The organism is Pseudomonas sp. TH21 (assembly GCF_016651025.1).
In the GTDB taxonomy this organism is placed as follows: Bacteria; Pseudomonadota; Gammaproteobacteria; order Pseudomonadales; family Pseudomonadaceae; genus Aquipseudomonas; species Aquipseudomonas aylmerensis.
Window position 1 is genome coordinate 690,506 of sequence record NZ_JAEKEQ010000001.1, and the last position, 17,405, is coordinate 707,910.

At 62.6% G+C, this 17,405-nt stretch carries 14 protein-coding genes and 1 tRNA gene; 6 read left to right on the forward strand and 9 right to left on the reverse strand.

The genetic code is table 11. The features are described from left to right. Positions 1 to 16: 16 nt before the first annotated feature. A complete protein-coding gene (locus JFU04_RS02920; protein WP_106805237.1) occupies positions 17 to 595 on the forward strand; it encodes a flavin reductase family protein in 579 nt (192 codons plus the stop codon). A 40-nt stretch (positions 596 to 635) separates the two neighbouring features. Here JFU04_RS02920 and JFU04_RS02925 read toward each other — a convergent pair whose 3' ends face one another. Further along, the gene (locus JFU04_RS02925) at positions 636 to 1,520 is read right to left on the reverse strand and encodes a LysR family transcriptional regulator (RefSeq protein ID WP_201143489.1); all 885 of its coding nucleotides are present in this window, start codon (positions 1,518 to 1,520) and stop codon (positions 636 to 638) included. Between the two features lie 122 nt (positions 1,521 to 1,642). Between JFU04_RS02925 and JFU04_RS02930 the strand changes: the two genes are divergently transcribed. After that, a complete protein-coding gene (locus JFU04_RS02930; protein WP_120447571.1) occupies positions 1,643 to 3,001 on the forward strand; it encodes an MFS transporter in 1,359 nt (452 codons plus the stop codon). Positions 3,002 to 3,038: 37 nt separating this feature from the next. Here the strand turns inward: JFU04_RS02930 and JFU04_RS02935 are convergent, their stop codons facing one another. Continuing rightward, complete coding sequence (locus JFU04_RS02935) at positions 3,039 to 3,848, reverse strand: AraC family transcriptional regulator (RefSeq protein ID WP_065900440.1); 810 nt, start codon at positions 3,846 to 3,848, stop codon at positions 3,039 to 3,041. A gap of 139 nt (positions 3,849 to 3,987) precedes the next feature. On the opposite strand from JFU04_RS02935, the gene JFU04_RS02940 reads away from it, so the two are divergent. Next, positions 3,988 to 4,626, forward strand: coding sequence for a LysE family transporter (locus JFU04_RS02940; RefSeq protein WP_120447573.1), 639 nt, complete (start codon positions 3,988 to 3,990; stop codon positions 4,624 to 4,626). A 44-nt stretch (positions 4,627 to 4,670) separates the two neighbouring features. Beyond that, positions 4,671 to 5,765, forward strand: a complete 1,095-nt coding sequence (ddlA, locus tag JFU04_RS02945) for a D-alanine--D-alanine ligase (RefSeq protein WP_201143490.1) — start codon at positions 4,671 to 4,673, stop codon at positions 5,763 to 5,765. A 21-nt stretch (positions 5,766 to 5,786) separates the two neighbouring features. On the opposite strand, the gene pgeF is transcribed toward ddlA, so the two are convergent. Both pgeF and ggt read right to left on the reverse strand, forming a co-directional pair. Continuing rightward, positions 5,787 to 6,509 (reverse strand): peptidoglycan editing factor PgeF, encoded by a 723-nt coding sequence (pgeF, locus tag JFU04_RS02950; protein ID WP_201143491.1) that lies wholly within the window; start codon positions 6,507 to 6,509, stop codon positions 5,787 to 5,789. Between the two features lie 22 nt (positions 6,510 to 6,531). Next, entirely contained in the window at positions 6,532 to 8,361 is a 1,830-nt protein-coding gene (gene ggt / locus JFU04_RS02955; protein ID WP_201143492.1) for a gamma-glutamyltransferase, read from the reverse strand. 236 nt (positions 8,362 to 8,597) lie between these two features. Between ggt and JFU04_RS02960 the strand changes: the two genes are divergently transcribed. Beyond that, positions 8,598 to 12,935 (forward strand): AvrE-family type 3 secretion system effector, encoded by a 4,338-nt coding sequence (locus JFU04_RS02960; RefSeq protein ID WP_201143493.1) that lies wholly within the window; start codon positions 8,598 to 8,600, stop codon positions 12,933 to 12,935. 52 nt (positions 12,936 to 12,987) lie between these two features. Here JFU04_RS02960 and JFU04_RS02965 read toward each other — a convergent pair whose 3' ends face one another. The 4 genes from JFU04_RS02965 to JFU04_RS02980 form a co-directional block, all read right to left on the reverse strand. Beyond that, positions 12,988 to 13,767, reverse strand: coding sequence for a PhzF family phenazine biosynthesis protein (locus tag JFU04_RS02965; RefSeq protein ID WP_201143494.1), 780 nt, complete (start codon positions 13,765 to 13,767; stop codon positions 12,988 to 12,990). Between the two features lie 96 nt (positions 13,768 to 13,863). Then, entirely contained in the window at positions 13,864 to 14,697 is an 834-nt protein-coding gene (locus tag JFU04_RS02970; RefSeq protein WP_201143495.1) for an EamA family transporter, read from the reverse strand. Positions 14,698 to 14,756: 59 nt separating this feature from the next. Further along, positions 14,757 to 15,017 carry a DUF2388 domain-containing protein gene (locus JFU04_RS02975; RefSeq protein ID WP_201143496.1) on the reverse strand — a complete coding sequence of 87 codons (261 nt, stop codon included), beginning with the start codon at positions 15,015 to 15,017 and terminating at the stop codon, positions 14,757 to 14,759. A 169-nt stretch (positions 15,018 to 15,186) separates the two neighbouring features. Next, a tRNA-Met gene (locus JFU04_RS02980) sits at positions 15,187 to 15,263 on the reverse strand. A gap of 271 nt (positions 15,264 to 15,534) precedes the next feature. Here JFU04_RS02980 and JFU04_RS02985 point away from each other — a divergent pair. Continuing rightward, positions 15,535 to 16,731 carry an MFS transporter gene (locus JFU04_RS02985; RefSeq protein WP_201143497.1) on the forward strand — a complete coding sequence of 399 codons (1,197 nt, stop codon included), beginning with the start codon at positions 15,535 to 15,537 and terminating at the stop codon, positions 16,729 to 16,731. A gap of 43 nt (positions 16,732 to 16,774) precedes the next feature. Here the strand turns inward: JFU04_RS02985 and JFU04_RS02990 are convergent, their stop codons facing one another. Next, positions 16,775 to 17,326: an RNA polymerase sigma factor gene (locus tag JFU04_RS02990; RefSeq protein ID WP_065900458.1), complete on the reverse strand. Its 552-nt coding sequence runs from the start codon at positions 17,324 to 17,326 to the stop codon at positions 16,775 to 16,777. Positions 17,327 to 17,405: the final 79 nt, after the last annotated feature.

Consider the following 17,405-nt stretch of genomic DNA (forward strand, 5'->3'; position numbering starts at 1 on the left):
GAAGAGCCGATCCTCCATGAGCCCTACTCACCGCCGCCCCGTTCCGCTGTCCAAGGCCTACCGCCTGCTCAACCATGGGCCTACCGTGCTGGTCAGCGCGGCCCACAACGGCCAGCGCAACATCATGGCCGCCGCCTGGGCGATGCCGCTGGATTTCGAACCGCCGAAAGTCGCGGTTGTATTGGACAAAGCCACCTGGACCCGCCAACTGCTGGAAGGCGCCGGCACTTTCGTGCTGCAGGTGCCTTGCGTGGCCCAGGTCGATCTGGTCCAGACCGTTGGCAACACCACCGGCTCTGAGACGGACAAATTTGCCGCCTACGGCCTGCACACCTTCAGCGGTGAACACACAGAAGCGCCATTGCTGGAAGGCTGTGTGGCCTGGCTGGAATGCCGCCTGCTGCCCGAACCGCACAACCAGCAGGCCTACGACCTGTTCCTGGGTGAAGTGGTGGCGGCTTATGCCGACGAGCGCGTGTTCAGCGACGGCCGCTGGCACTTCGAAGGGCATGATTCGCTGCGCACCTTGCACCATGTGGCGGGCGGGCATTTCCTCACCATCGGCGCGCCGATTGACGGTAAAACCTTGCCTTGAGACAGCCCCCGCAGGCGCCGGCGTGCCTGCGCTTGCAGGGTTACCATTGCGCCTGGCCGAGGGCTTCGGCAAACGCCATCAGTTTTGGCGAGTACTGTCGGGACGGCGGGTAAACCAGCGAGATCGCCCGGCGGCGGCCAGCGAAGTTTTCCAGCAGCGGCACCAGGCGCCCGGCGGCCAAGTCGTCGCGCACGGCAAAGTCCATGACCTGGGCGATGCCGAAGCCACCGACGGCGCCGTCGACCAGTGCATCACCGATATCAAAGATCAGCCGCCCTTCGACACTCACGTCCTGCACCTTGCCATCGAGCATGAACTGCCAATCGACCATGCGCCCGTTGCGCAGATTGCGCACGGTCAGGCAGTTGTGGTCCTTGAGTTCGTCGACGCTGTGCGGTGTACCGAAGCGCGCCAGGTAAGCCGGCGAGGCGACCGTGATCCAGCGCAGCGGCGCCAGCGCGCGGGCGATCAGGCGTTGGTCCTGGATCTCGCCGGTGCGCAGGAGCGCGTCGAAGCCTTCATCGACGATGTCCACCAGGCGGTCGGTCATCACTGCTTCGATGCGCAACGCGGGGTAACGCAAGGTCAGTTCGCCGATCACCGGCATGACCACCTTGCGCCCGAACAGCGAGGGCGTGCTGATTTTCAACAGGCCGGAAGGGGTGCTGCGGCGGTCGAGCATCAGCTTTTCGGCCTCGGCCAATTCCGCCAACAGCGGCGCGCTGCGCTCGTAGAGCATCTGCCCGTCGGGCGTCAGGCTGACGCTGCGGGTGTTGCGTTGCAGCAGGCGTACGCCCAGTTCCTGTTCGAGGCGCGAAATGGCGCGAGACAGGCCCGACTGGGTCAGTCCCAGGTCTGCGGCCGCGCGCGTGAAACTGCGGGTTTCGGCCACGCGGACCAACAGGCGAACAGCGTTCAGATCCATGATTAAAGTCATTACTGAAAGAGTGATTGCGCTATTTATCATCTGTTTCGCATAAAAGACACTGGCGGCTTCTCATTTTCGGACAGGACGCTGTGATGTCTCCCTCTCGACCCTCAGGCTGGATGCTGATGCTGCTGGCCACGGCGCAACTGATTATTGCGCTGGATGCGACCATCGTGTTCGTGGCGCTGCCGCAGATTGGCGCGCATCTGAACTTCTCCGCCGCGCAATTGCAGTGGGTGGTGAGTGCCTACAGCGTGGCGTTTGGCGGTTTCCTGCTACTCGGCGGGCGCGCCACGGATTTGCTTGGCAAGCGCCGTCTGTATCGGGTCGGCCAGTCGTTATATGCGCTGGCCTCCCTGGCTGCGGTGCTCGGTGGCAGCGCCGTGTTGCTGGTGCTGGCGCGGGCCGTGCAGGGGGTGGGCGGGGCGTTGTTGTTCCCGGCGACCTTGGCCCTGATCAACACCCACTATGCCGAAGGGCCGGCGCGCAACCGCGCGTTTGCCGTGTGGAGTGCGGCGTCGGCGGCAGGCCTGGCGCTCGGCGCGCTGCTGGGTGGCGTGCTGACCCAGGCCTGGGGGTGGGAGGCGGTATTTTTGGTCAACGTGCCGCTGGCGGGCGGTTGCGCCTGGGCGGCGCGCTACTGGATCCCCGCCGATGGCGAGCGTGCGCGCGGGCGCAACTTTGATGTGAGCGGCGCGTTGACCGTGACCGTTGGCGGCACCTTGCTGGTGTTTTCGCTGGTGCAGGGGCCTGAATGGGGCTGGACGGCGCCGTCCACACTGGGTTGCCTGGGCTTGGCGTTGGCGCTGCTCGGCCTGTTCGCCTGGATTGAACATCGCGGCCGCGACCCACTGATGCCGCTGCGTTTGTTTGCCTATCGCGAGTTGCGCATGGCGATGGTGCTGACGGCGGTGTTCATGAGCAGCTTTGGCGTGCAGTACTACTTTCTCGCGCTGTATTACCAGCAGGTCTACGGCTACAGCGTGCTGCAGGCAGGGTTGGCGTTTTTACCCGCGACCCTGGTGTGCACGTTCGGGATCTGGCTGGCGGAGCGTTCGCTCGCCCGGTTGGGGTTACGCAACACGTTGGTCTGCGGGCAGCTGGCCGGTGCCGTGGGGATTGCGCTGGTGTGCTGGGCGTTGCCGACAGGGGTAGGGTTCTGGTCGCTGCTGCCGGGGATTTTCATCCTGAGCATCGGCCAGGGCATGACCTGGACCGCGATGTGGGTCGCTGCGGGGCTGGGCATCCGGCCAGGCGAGCAAGGCGTGGCGGCGGGAATGGCATCCACCAGCCAGCAGATCGGTGGGGCGCTGGGCCTGGCGGTGCTGGTGTCGGTGGCAAATGCCGGGTCGAGCCAGGCGGCGGGGATCGAAGCGGCGATGGGCTGGAGTGCGGCGATTGCCTTGGCCGGGGCGCTGCTGGCACTGGGGCTCAGAGCGCGCGCACCGAAGCCGGACGCGTTGCTGGAAACCACGTAGATCAACGGTAGGCGTGGGTGAATTCCAGGCCAGGTCCTCAGCGCCCGAGCATCTTCACCCAGCGCGAGGGCGGCATGCCGTAAGTGCTGCGAAATTGTCGGGTCATATGGCTCTGGTCGGTGAACCCGGCGGTCAACGCCGCGTCCACCAATGACTGGCCCTGGGCCAACAGGCTGCGCACCAGGTCCAGGCGGCGCATGGTCAGGTAGCGATACGGGCTGGTGGCGAACAACAGGCGAAAATCCCGCGATAACGCCCAGCGGTCGCGACCGGCGTGCTCGGCGATTTCATCCAGGGTGATGCTGCGGCCCAGCGCGCTGTGGATAAACTCCCGCGCGCGCTCGGCGGCCACGTAATCGAACGTCTTGCGACTGGCAATCGCGCCTGAGGCATTGCTCAGGGCCTGCGCCAGGTCGAACATCGCGTCCTGTTCCTGCAGCGGGTCGATCGGGCAATCCAGGCTTTGCAGCAGCACTTCACTGGCACGGTGCAGCCACGGGTCGCTGGACAATCCGCCAGGAATGAACGGCAACGGCTTGCCGCCGATGATCTGCTGGATCAGCGCCGGTTCCACATAGATCATCCGATACTTGAAGCCTTCCTCGCTGCCGGCGCGCCCGTCGTGGGTTTCATCGGGGTGAATCACCATGGTCGTGCCAGGCATGCTGTGGGTCATGCCGCCGCGGTAATGAAAGCTCTGCACACCGAACAGCGTGCGTCCGATGGCGTAGGTGTCATGGCGATGCGGGTCGAAGGCGAAGCCGGCAAAGTACGCCTCGATACGGTCCAGGCCGCTGGCGTGCGGCGCGCGGTGCAGCCAGTCGAGGATAGGAGTCGGTTTGCCCATGATGGCTTGTCACAAAAAAGGGATGGAAACACGTTAACCCAGTCTGCATTCCTTGTCTGCCGGGGTCTTGTACGATTGTGCAGGTGCCGGGCGAGGCCTATGATCCTGGCTCGTGCCTTGCACTGATGGAGCTGCCCAGATGGATTTTTTCGACCCCGCCTACGTGGCGCCGCTGGTCTCGCTGGCCCTGCTGTGGACCGTGGCGGTGGTGACGCCCGGCCCCAACTTCTTCAACACCGCGCAGCTGGCCGCCAGCTGTTCGCGTCGTCATGGCGTGGTGGCATCGGCGGGCGTGGCCACCGGCACGATCATGTGGGGCCTGGCGGGTGGCCTGGGCATCAAGTCATTGTTCACCGCTGCGCCGATGCTGTACCTGGCGTTCAAGATCATCGGCGGCTGCTACCTGATCTACCTGGGGCTGAAGCTGTTCAAGCGCTCGGCACCGGCCATGGGTCACAACCTGCTGGCAGACGAACCCCGGCGCTCGCTGTTTTCCGCCTGGCGCCTGGGCCTGCTGGGCAACCTGTCCAACCCCAAGGCCGCGCTGTTCGTCGCCACCATCTTCGCGTCGACCATGCCGCCTTCGCCCTCGCCGATGCTGTTGACCCTGGCGGTGATCACCATGGCCACGTTGTCATTCAGCTGGTACAGCAGCGTGGCCCTGGTGTTTTCCAGCGCGCGCATGGCCAACCTCTACAGCCGTTCGCGCAAATGGCTGGATCGTTTTGCCGGCGGTTGCTACGTGTTGTTCGGTGCACATCTGGTAGCGAATCGCTGACCGCCCGTGGTAAGAAGCCTTACTTTCAACAGTGAGGCCGGTTCATGAGCAAGGTGCGCGTAGGTATTATTTTCGGGGGGCGTTCGGCCGAGCACGAGGTCTCGTTGCAGTCGGCGCGCAACATCGTCGATGCGCTCGACCGCACGCGTTTCGAGCCGGTCCTGATCGGCATCGACAAGGCCGGCCACTGGCACCTCAACGACACCTCGAACTTCCTGATCAACCAGGAAAACCCCGCCCTCATCGCGCTCAACCAGTCCAACCGCGAACTGGCGGTGGTGCCCGGCAAGGCCAGCCAGCAAGTGGTGGAAACCTCCGGCAGCGGCCTGCTCGAACACATTGATGTGATCTTCCCCATCGTCCACGGCACCCTCGGCGAAGACGGTTGCCTGCAAGGCTTGCTGCGCATGGCCGACCTGCCTTTTGTTGGGTCCGACGTGCTCGGTTCGGCGGTGTGCATGGACAAGGACATGAGCAAGCGGCTGCTGCGCGACGCCGGCATTGCCGTCACCCCGTTCATTACCCTGACCCGTCGCAACGCCGCGCACACCGCGTTTGATGCCGCCGTGCGCAAGCTCGGCCTGCCGATGTTCGTCAAGCCTGCCAACCAGGGGTCCTCGGTGGGCGTGAGCAAGGTCGGCAATGAAGCCGAGTACCACGCCGCCGTCGAGCTGGCGTTGGGGTTTGACGAGAAAGTCCTGGTGGAGTCGGCCGTCCAGGGGCGCGAGATCGAATGCGCCGTGCTCGGCAACGACAACCCCATCGCCAGCGGCTGCGGCGAGATTGTGGTGAGCAACGGTTTCTATTCCTACGACAGCAAATACATCGACGCCCAGGCCGCCCAAGTGGTGGTGCCGGCGGACATCAGCCACGACGCCAGCGAGCGTATCCGCCGCCTGGCCATCGACGCCTTCGAAGTGTTGGGATGCGCCGGGTTGGCCCGCGTCGACGTGTTCCTCACTGAGGACGGTGAGGTGCTGATCAACGAAATCAACTCGCTGCCGGGTTTCACCCGGATCAGCATGTACCCCAAGCTGTGGCAGGCGGCGGGGATGAGCTACAGCGAGTTGGTGAGCCGCTTGATCGAGCTGGCGCTGGAGCGGCATGCAGCGCGCAAGGGGCTGAAGATCAATCGTTGAGAGCCGCGGGCTATCGGGTGGTCAGGGGCGGCGCGCGATCCACGAATAGATCAATGTCTTCGCTTCTTGCGGGTGATGTGTCCTTCTGCGGTAGCTGGCAAACGTCGGCGACGTGCAGTAAGTGCACACCTCGCTGACCTCAATCTGCTCGCGCTTGACCCCCGCCGCCTGCAGCAACATCAGCGCATACCTGCTCAAGTCAAACCACGCGCTGTCGCTTTGCCTTGCGGCGGGCGGGGCAATTTCGGGTGTCTGCCGCGGTGCCGGTTGCACGCTGCTCCACGGTGCCTGGCGGTGCTGCCACAGGTGCCCTTGCTCCGCCTGGAACTGGGCGATAAACCCTTCGCTCACCTCATAACAACACGGCTTGATCGACGGCCCGATTGCCACCTGCAGTTGATCGGCCGCGATCCCCTCGGCGGCAAAGCGCTGCACCGCGTTGGCGATAATCCCGCGTTGCAGGCCTTTCCAGCCGCCATGCACTGCCGCTACCTGCTGAGCGTCTTTGGAGGCGAACAGAATGGGCAGGCAGTCGGCGGTGATCACTGCGATGGGCTGGTGCGTGTGGGTAAACACAGCGTCAGCCTCGATGGTATTGGCCACCTGGCCCGGCTGCCACTCAATCACCGAGGCGCTGTGCACCTGCTTGCAGATGAACACCTCGTCCGGGCGCGCCGGGTCATTGATCGCACAGAAACCGTGGTCGACGCCGGCAATGGCGCCGAGATTGTTTGCCTGTTGCAAGGGCTGTTCTCCGCTCAATAAATCAGTCGCCGACCGCTTCGCCTTCGCGCCGAGGGTCGGCGCCGCCGCTCAGCGACACCTTACCCTGGGCGTCGCGCGTGCGGACGATGGCCTGGATGCCGCTGGTCATGTCGATCTCGCTCAATGCATGGCCCTTGTCCTTCAGCACTTGTTTCAACGCCGGGCTGAACAGTCCTTGTTCGAGTTCGGTGGCGCCATTGCGACTGCCGAAATTCGGCAGGCTGATGGCCGCCTGCGGGTCGAGTTTCCAGTCGAGCATCGCCACCAGGGATTTACTCACGTACTCAATGATCTGTGAGCCGCCGGGCGAGCCGACGGCGGCCAGCAACTCACCGCTCCTGCGATCAAATACCAGCGTCGGGGCCATGGCCGAGCGTGGGCGTTTGCCCGGTTCGACACGGTTGGCCACCGGCTGGCCGTGTTCTTCGGGGATAAACGAGAAATCGGTCATCTGGTTGTTGAGCAAAAAGCCCTGGACCATCAGATGGGAACCGAACGCCGCCTCGACGGTGGTCGTCATCGACACGGCGCCACCCAGGTCATCCACCGCCACCACTTGCGACGTGGAGATGCGCAGCGGCGAGCGGTCCGGCGCGTAGGCGACCTGGATGCCGGCAGGCGTGCCGGGTTTGGCGATGCCCATGCTGCGTTCGCCGATCAATGCTGCGCGTTTGGCCAGGTAGTCCGGTGCGACAAGACCGGCCACCGGCACCGGTACAAAGTCGGCGTCGGCGACGTACAAACCACGGTCTGCGAAGGCCAGGCGACCCGCCTCGGCAATCAGGTGCACGGCTTCGGGCGTTGGCTCGAGGCCTGCGGGCGAGGTGCTTTTCACCGGCGTCATGGGTGCGATGGCCAGGCCCGGATCGCGGGCTTCGAGTGCCTGCAATGTACCGAGGATTTGCGCGATGGCGATCCCGCCCGATGACGGTGGTGGCATGCCACACACGGTCCACTGTTTGTAGTCGCTGCACAGGGGCGTGCGCTCCTTGGCGGTATAGCCCTCAAGGTCTGCCACCGACAGGCTGCCGGCATTGCGATTGCCCTGGACCTTGCGCGCGATCTCGTCGGCAATCGGCCCGTGGTACAGCGCGTCCGGGCCCTCCTTGGCGATGCGCTTGAAGACGTTGGCCAGCGCCGGGTTTTTCAACAGCGTACCGGTGGCCTTGGGCGTGCCATCGGCATTCAGAAAGTACGCGGCCATTTCCGGCGACCGGGGGATATGACGGTCGGCCGCGATCAACGCGTGCAAGCGCGGGGAAATCGCGAAGCCCTGTTCCGACAAGCGGATCGCCGGCTCGAACAGCTTGGCCCACGGCAGGTGCCCGGTCTTTTTGTGCGCCATCTCCAGTGCCCGCAGTACCCCCGGCGTGCCCACCGAGCGCCCGCCGATTTGCGCCGCGGTGAAGGTCATCGGCGTACCGTCCGCTTTCAGGAACAGCCGCTCGGTCGCCCCGGCCGGTGCCGTTTCACGACCGTCATACGCGTGCACCTTATCTCCGTCCCACACCATGATGAACGCCCCGCCGCCAATACCAGAGGACTGCGGCTCCACCAGCGTCAGCACTGCCTGCATCGCAATGGCCGCATCGATGGCCGAACCACCCTGGCGCAACATCTCCCGCCCGGCTTGCGCCGCCAGCGGGTTGGCGGCTGCCGCCATATGGCGTTCGGCGTGTTGGGGGGTGAGGTCGGTGCGGTAGCCCGAGCCCAACTCCGGTGCCGGCGGTTGCTCGCTGACAGGGGTGTGACAGGCCGCCAGGACGAGGGCGGCGGCAATCACTGACAGTTGACGGCGGGAAATCAAAAACACGCGCTGAACTCCGTTCATTTTGAGAATGATCTGGTTTTCCTGTGGGGGGACTTTACCGCAGCGGTGAGTTGGAGGCGTGCTGGATTGACTGAAAATTCTGAAGAGCCCACTCGTTGCCGGTGTGTCACCGGATGTCTTTATCTCGGCCTGCACGGGAGTTGAATCTATTCCTCATGAGGGTGCTGCTGTCGTTGGAACCAATGGTTGAAGGTGTTCACTAGGTAGTTTTCACTCATCCGCTTGAGGCGCTCGTTATGCATCGTGGGTTAGACGGTCTGCTCAGGCTGCACCAGAGCGTTGTCGAGCGCTCAGTAAGGTCGATTGGAGAAGCGCCGCCAGGCCCGAGCCCGACCTCACTGCCGGAAATGCAGGGGGCTCATTATCAAACGCTGAACCCGGCCTCGATGGTGTTCGACGTCAGCATCAAAGGCGGGCAACTCCAGGCTGACAGTACAGCCACAGGCCGCGATGTCGCCCGTCATCTCAACGCGCCAGGCAAACGCTATACCGCCGATGGCTACTCTGCTGAGCGCGGCAATACGGTGCGTTTCAAAGATGAGCGACAGTACCTGTTTCATATTCAGTCCACGCCGGCTGTCGCAGCGGTGTTCAAGAGCAGTCTTGCCGATCCGGCCGGCGGTGCAGGCTCGGTAGCGTCCTTGAGTAACCCCGGCCGCGCGCACCTGGCAAGCGTCAGCGGGATCCACACGACTGTCGAGGGCAAGCAGTTTCGCCTGGATAACGAGCGTCTTTATCGCTTTGAACCGATCACGCTGTCCTGGCTGCCCGACGCCGATGCACGTGCATACAGCCGCATTGGTTTGACCCGGGAAGGGCAGTTGCTGAAGACACCCCAAGGATCTCTGGACAGCAGTGCGCAGCGCCAGGGTTCGGTGGTATTGAGCCAGGTCCAGGGCGTCTCTGCCCTGCACATTCAGGGCACCGGCGCGCCGGCTGTGCGTCCGTTCGATGAGGCCGGCGTGCCTGTGCCGCTCGCGCGAATCGGGCTGGCCGGTAGTACCCTGTATGGCGCGACGACTGACGGCGAACTGCTGCGCGCAGATATGCGTCAGGCCAGGGGCGGCGTGCTGCCGATGGCGCGTCAATCGGTCGAAGCACTGGAGCAGGCGCTGAAGGGCAGTGTCAGAGTCGAAGGTTTCTTTCATGATGATGCAGGGCAACTCAATGCCCAGGTTCGCGATGCCCGCGAGCAACTGCATAGCTCGCCCTTGAATGAATCAAGCGCATTGCGCCCGCACTGGAACCTCAGTGACGTGTTGGTCAAGGGCATCGAGAAAGGTCTGCCCTTGCCCAGCCAGCAGGCACTCGCGACCTCGATCGATCTCGGGCTGCGGGGCAAGGTCGCACTTGATTCAGGCCGGCTGTTGAGCTGGAACGCGGGTGCACAGCAATGGGATAACGCCCGGCAGCCGGGCGTCGAGCGTCTGGAGCGTGGCCTGGATGGACGTGCCTATGTGCTGCAAGAGGGGCAACTGAAAGCGGTGGCGATCCAGAAAGTGCGTGATCCGGTTTTCGAGGGCGCCAGCCATGACTTGGCCGCTCTTCCCAAGCCCCGTCCTCACGTGTCACTTGATGAGGTACTCGCTGGAAAAAGTCAGAGCCCCATCGCCCACTTTGCAGTCGCTGATGGCCGTCATTTCGTAACGGCCAATCAAGACAACGAACTCCAGGTTCATCAGGAGGGTATCGTCACCCCATTACGGCTGTCACCGCCGCTTGCGATAAAGGCACTGGCGCTGGATCACGATGGGCATCTCTACGCACACAGCCAGGGTGACGAGTTGTTCAGGGTTGATCGCGAGGTTTGGCAAGGCAGCGCCAGGGGGCCGCATCGCTGGGCCAGGGTTGAACTGCCCGAGGGCCGCCCCTTGGAATCCTTGCGGATGGGGGCTGACAAACACTTGGTTGCCGGCTGGGATAAGCAGTTCCATCGATTGGATCGCTCGGGCCCAGAGTCAATGAAGGCGGGGCCGTTGCAACCGGTGGCGGCGGTACCGTTGCTGGGCGATACATTGGCGAGTGCTCAAATGCGCGCGCAGTTTCCAGGCGGGGCATTGACGGCCAGCAGTCATGTGATGGGGCAAACCCGTGAGGGGATTTCGCACAAGCGCAGTTTTTTTCAAGGGATCAAGGCGCACTTTCACCCTTTGGAGTCCCTCAGCCACACAGGCAAGGATATTCAGCACCGTATCAGCGGCCGTCGCGGGCTGCAGGCCGTCTACGGGGACGATAAGCAACTGCACGAGCGGCTCAAGCCCCTGTCGAAGAGCAAGCCGGTTGCGGCTGACCTGAGCGCGCGCCTCGTTGCGCTCAGCGTACCCGGCCCGCGCCAGGCGTTGGCCAACCAGATCAGCCAGGTGTTGGCCCGTGTGGACGCGAGCAGCCAGGCCAGCGCACGCCTTTTAGGCGATGTGCATGGGCTGGCGTTTGACTCGCGGCCCACACTGAGCCGGACAGTGGTCAACCCGGAATCGACGCTGCATCAACTGCATCAGGCGTTCATACGGGTCTCACCCTCATCGGAAAAAACCACCGCTGCGCTACTGGCCAATCTCGAGGGGCAAGACTTGACGTTGCCCCAATGGAAACCGGAGCGTAAGCGAGACCTCACTCACCCTGGCGCCCTCGTCGAAGGCGACCTGATTCATCACGCCAACACGCTGAGGAAACTGACTGATCTGGCGGAGGAACTCGACAGCCTTTCCGGATACAGCCCAAGCGCCCTGAAGCGCATAGAAGGCTCCGTGAGCGCGGTCATCAAGGATTTTGACCAGAGCCCGTTGCATCAATTGTCACGTCAGAACGTCGTCAGTTACGCGCAGGCAGAGACCCTCTACGACAACTTCAAATTATTGGCCAAGGACCTGGGTACACCGGGATCCGCCTTGCATTGGCACCTCTCGACGCTGCTCGGATTGCCCGTCGATGCTTCCCTCAAGGACGCACTGACGCAGCAAGTGCAACGACTGGAGAGTGGTCAAACCCTTGGCTCCAGCCGCACCCAGGGCAAAAGCCTGGGCTTGATGGTGACGGGGATAAAACCCGTCGCCCCCGCGGAGTTTTTCCTGGGCGCCTCCAAGTCCCATACCAACGGCGTCAGCATCAGTCGCACGGATAAAGGCGCGAGGGTCGAGATCTCGATGGACGACACACGGCGGTTGGCCGCTTCGGTGGCTTCAGGGGTGACGGTGGGGCGGGGCACCCAAGCGTACGGGCCGGGTTTGAGAGTCGCGGGGGAATTGACGGCAGCGGTTGCGAAAAACACCGGTTCGAGCATCAGTTTTGACGTGAAGGAGGCGGACTTCGGCAAGTTGATGTCGATCCTCACCCACCCATCGGGTGGTCTCCAAGATTTGCTGGCGCTGGGAGAGCAGCACGCTGCCGGGCACAGCTCCAAGCTGAGTGGTGACGTTAACCTGGATGGACTCGCGCAGTTGCGTGTGCTCTACAACCCCCAGGAGAATATTGCCGAGCTGGACTCAGTGATACGCGCAGGTATCGGCGGGTTGGCGAACCTCAATCTTGCGCATGCGGACAAGAGTCAGTCCACGACGCGCACGGCGGCGGGCACCAGTCACGCCGAGGGACGCAGCGCACAATGGCTGAGGCAGGGTGGCGTGGGTGCCAACGTTGCGCCTTTGAATGCGCTGGCGTTGGGCAGGGTTGAAACTGGCGGGCCAGCTGCTGCCGTTTTTGCATTGCCGGAAATATCGGTCATGGTGAAATTTGATCGGAGCCAATCACAGGCATTCAGTTTCTCGTTCAAGTCGCCACACGCGGTGACTCAATCGCAGATCAATGACCTGCGACGCAGCCTTTCGCTGTATTCGCCGCAATTCAGACGGGACTTGGCCGCTACGGAACGGCCGGGGGCCACGACGGATGAACAGTTGGCCAGCTTGCAGGGGTTTCTGGCGACTCATCCGCCCCTGGCGACCAAGGCGGACGCCTACCACGCGATTGGCCAGTCGTTGGATAAGTTATTGACCCAACGGGACCTGATGAAAAGCGGGCTGCGCCAGCTGGCATCGGTGGAGTCTTCCGTCACACGTGTGGGCTTGCGGGACAACGGGCAGCATGCCTGGTTGGATGATGTCGCGCCGGCCAACAAAGCGGCCATCGAACAGTGGGCCAGGGACGACCCGCACTTTGCCCAGGTGCTCGATCAGCTGCAGCATGGGGAGGGCACTTCAGTGCGACTCGGCATGGAGCTGAAGCCGCAGGTGCTGCGCGCGATCGAGCACAGCCACCTTGCGGGTAAAGGCACCGAGGCGTTGATCAAGCACGCACTCAATGACCGCAACAACCTACGCGTAAAAAGTATGAGCATGAGCTACACCGCCACCCAGTCCCATAGCATGTCGCTACCGGCGATGACGAACCTCAGCTTTTCCAGCAGCGCTGCGCTCAGCCACACGCAAAAACACGTCAACGTCGATCTGGAGTACGGCGTGAATCCGGATAAACCCTTGAAGATGAACCTCAACGATACGTTGAGCCGCTTGCCCCGACACGATCTGACCCTTGATTTGGCCAGCCAGCGCATCAGGACGCCGCAGGCCGTGAGGTAAACGAGGCGCAAGCCCTCAAGCAATGCCGACTTGCGCCATGCCCCGTGCTTTTCTACAGGTAAAGAGTGCCCTGCATATACAGCGCGGCCTTGCCGGAAATGATCACCCGGTCGCCCTTGAGCTCGCAACGCAATTGGCCGCGACGCTTGCCCCCCTGTTCGGCGGTGAGTTGCTGTTTGCCCAGGCGCTCGGCCCAGAGTGGCGCCAGCGAGGTGTGCGCGGAGCCGGTAACCGGGTCTTCATTGATGCCCACGTTCGGGCCGAACCAGCGCGAGACAAAGTCAAACCGGGTGCTTCTCGCCGTCACCGCGATGCCGCGTTTGGGCAGGCCCTTGAGGCGTGCGAAGTCTGGCGTGAGCGCGGCGACCTGGGCCTCATCGTCGACCACGACGAGGTAGTCATCGGTGCCGAATACGTGCGCGTTCTCGATCCCCAATGCACTCAACATCCCGCTGGGCGGTTCGCAGCGCTGCGGCTGCTTGGCCGGGAAGTCCATCGCCAGTTCGTCGCCATTGCGCGTTACCCGAAGCTCGCCGCTGCGGGTGGCAAAGCGCAGCACGTCAGGCGCATTCCCCAATTGATGGATCAGCACCCACGCTGCCGCCAACGTGGCATGACCGCAGAGGTCGACTTCGACTTCCGGGGTCAGCCAGCGCAACTCGTAGAACTCGCCACGGGGCACGAAGAACGCCGTCTCGGACAGGTTGTTTTCGGCGGCGATGTTGTGCAGTTGCTCATCGGGCAGCCATTCGGTGAGCGGGCAGACGGCCGCCGGGTTGCCGCCGAAGACGTGCTGGCTGAAGGCGTCGACTTGGTAGATATCCAGTTTCATCCGGGGCACTCCGTGTGTGGGGAGGCTGGACACTAACAGTGGCTCAGGAGAGCGTCAAAATACAGATGCGCAGTTTTTTTGCGCGCATGCACCCGCTCAGCCCAGGCGCAAGACCATTGCGCCGGCGGCAATGATGCACGCGGCGACGATGCGCACTCGCGTGAGATGTTCCTTGAGCACCCACGCCGAGATCACCACGCCAAACAGGATCGAGGTTTCCCGCAGCGCCGATACAGTGGCGATGGGGGCTTGCGTCATCGCCCACAGGGCCAGTCCGTAGGACGCCAGCGTGCCGGCTCCGCCGACAAGGCCGAGTCGCCCATTGCGCAGGACGTAGCGGCAAAACTCCGCCCGCCGGGTGACTAACGCCCAGGCGGCAAGCGGGAGGCCGGTGAGCAGGAAAATCCACAGTGTGTAGGCCGCTGGCGCACCGGACTGACGCACACCCCAGCCATCGATGAGCGTGTAGCCGGCGATCACGCCGGCGTTGACCAGTGCCAGGATCAGCCCTTTTCTCTGCCCGGCCGAAGGGCCGGCAGCCATGCTCAAAATGCCGAGGGAAATCACCGCAATCCCGAGCCAGGCAGACGCCGATAGTGGCTCGGCCAACACCAACACGCTGACCACGGCCACCAGCAACGGCGCGGTGCCACGCATGATCGGGTAGGTCTGGCTCATGTCGGCGATGCGATAAGTCGAGGCGACCAGTACGAAATACACCACCTGCAAAACCACCGAGGCACCAATGAACGGCCAACTCTCCTTCGCCGGCAGCGCCAGGAAGGGGACGACAGCCAACGCAATCAACGACGCGACGGACGCGATCATGCAGGTGGTCATCAGTTTGTCTGTGCCGCCTTTGACCACGGCATTCCAGGTAGCGTGGAGCGCCGCGCCGAGCATGATGATCGCGAAGACGTCGAGGCTCATGAGTTGCAGCTTGCGTTATCAAGCATTGCCATCGCCATGTTGGCTCTCCCGTTTGCTTGTCAGTAGGTCACGGCAATGACCTGGGCCAGTTGCATGTCATTCATGTGCGGCGCCAGGTAGGACGCGTGGTCGGTCCTGACCGCGGGTTCCAACTGCGCGCGACGGATATCGCTATCCGAGCCGATGAATGCCAGCGCATCGCGCTTGGCGGCGGCGAGCCTTTCGAACGGCTTGGAGGTCAGCCACGTGGTGCCGGCGGTGAGCAGGCACGGCACGCCCGTGGTCACCATCGTGGCACGGGCTTCTGCCCTCGGCAGCATGCGCGAGCAGGGGCGGGGTTGAGCGTGCGAGTGCAAGCAGCAGAAACTTGGCGGCCATCGAACACTGATTCCGTTTAGTGCTGGGAGAGGGCGGGATCTTAGCAGTTGGCCGTGCTTTTCTGCGGGCATAAAAAAACGGCCTACCTTTCGGTAAGCCGTTTTTAGTACTTGGTGGCTACACAGGGACTTGAACCCCGGACCCCAGCATTATGAATGCTATGCTCTAACCAACTGAGCTATGTAGCCAAGTGGCGCGCATTATTCGCGTAGAACGACAATGCGTCAAGCGTTTATTTTGAATTTTTATCTACGCTTTCAACTGTTTAACCTGAATGGGCGGATCTGGCGACGAGTGGTGCGCCAATTCGCGGTGGCGTGCAGTGCATCCGTCGCGCTGACGACTGTCAGGGGGCGCGCAGTCGTTAGCGTGCTAACGGGATAGCCTTCCCACCGGCAAAAGTGGCACATTGTCGCACCTGCACCTGTGCACTTCCCCCTGCGGTACGGAAACCTTCCCATGGCTTTGAACACCCCCACGACCACCGGACAGACCAGCCCGCTGGTGATGCGCATCATCGGCGCGGTGGCGCTGGCCCATTTGATCAACGACCTGATCCAGTCGGTGCTGCCGTCTATTTATCCGATGCTCAAGGCCAGCTACGGCCTGACATTCACCCAGGTCGGGCTGATTACCCTGACCTTCCAGCTCACCGCATCGTTGTTGCAACCGTGGGTGGGGTATTACACCGACCGGCATCCGCAGCCGTTTCTATTGCCATGCGGGATGATCTGCACCCTGGTGGGCATTCTGATGATGTCCCAGGTGGGCAGTTTCCCGCTGATATTGCTGGCGGCCGGCCTGATCGGTATCGGCTCCTCGACCTTTCACCCGGAAGCCTCCCGAGTGGCGCGGTTGGCTTCGGGCGGGCGCTATGGCCTGGCGCAGTCGACGTTCCAGGTTGGCGGGAATGCCGGTTCTGCATTCGGCCCGTTGCTGGCGGCAGCGATCATCATTCCTTTCGGGCAAGGCAATGTGGCGTGGTTCGGCCTGTTCGCAATTTTTGCGCTGGTGGTGCTGTATGCCATCAGCCGTTGGTACCGCAACCACCTCAATCTGTTCAAGCTCAGGGCCGGCCAGGCGGCCACTCATGGCCTGTCGAAAAAGCGCGTCATGAGCGCGTTGGTGGTGCTGGGCCTGCTGGTGTTTTCCAAGTATTTCTACATGGCCAGCATCACCAGTTACTTCACCTTTTACCTGATCGAAAAGTTCGACCTGTCGGTCGCCAGCTCGCAGTTGCATCTGTTCCTGTTTCTCGGTGCAGTGGCGGCGGGGACGTTCTTTGGCGGGCCGATTGGCGACAAGATCGGCCGTAAGGCGGTGATCTGGTTTTCGATCCTTGGCGCGGCGCCCTTTACCTTGTTGATGCCTCACGTGGACTTGTTCTGGACCAGCGTGCTCAGCGTGATCATCGGCTTCGTGCTGGCCTCGGCATTCTCGGCCATCGTGGTCTATGCGCAGGAGTTGGTGCCGGGCAATGTGGGGATGATTGCGGGGGTGTTCTTCGGGCTGATGTTCGGCTTCGGTGGGATCGGCGCGGCGCTGCTCGGGCACTTGGCAGACATTCATGGTATCGAGTACGTGTACACGCTGTGCTCGTTCTTGCCGTTGTTCGGGCTGCTGGCGATCTTCCTGCCGCGTACCCGCAAGTCCTGAGGGGGTTGGGCAGATATCCCTGCCGCCCAACACCAGGCTTGTGCTACGGGTAGGTCGAATTGCGGGTGACGCGTTTGAGTTGTTCGCGTGCCCGCGACAGGCGTGAGCGAACGGTACCGATCGGAATGTCCAGCACGTCGGCAGTGTCCTGGTAGCTGCCGTCGGTTTCCAGCGAGGCGTACAGCGTTTTACGCATTTCGGGCGGCAGGTGGTCAATCGCGCTCAGGGTATTTTCCAGGCGGCGGTTGACCTCGAACTCCCAATCCAGACTGTTGTTTTCTTCCTGGCCATGCCACAGCGACTCATCGAATTCGCAATGCACAGGCTTGGCATACATGCGCCGAAAGTGATTGCGGATCAGGTTCTGCGCGATGCCGCACATCCAGGTGCTGAGGGTTGCCGTGCCGCTGAACCGTTCGCGATTGCGCCAGGCCTCAAGGTAGGTCAATTGCAGAAGGTCGTCCGCATCTTCCGGATTGAGCACACGCTTGTGAATGAAACGCCGGAGTTTTTTTTGCTGGTCGTCGGTCAGGTGGAGCATGAATTGAGGCGAGCTGCCAACGAGATGAGCTAAAGCATCAATAGGGATATTCATGATGTTTTCCTTTGGGTAGACGCAGTCGAAAGGATGTCGACAGGAACCCATTAGCACTGCCTGTGCCAATCATGAAAAA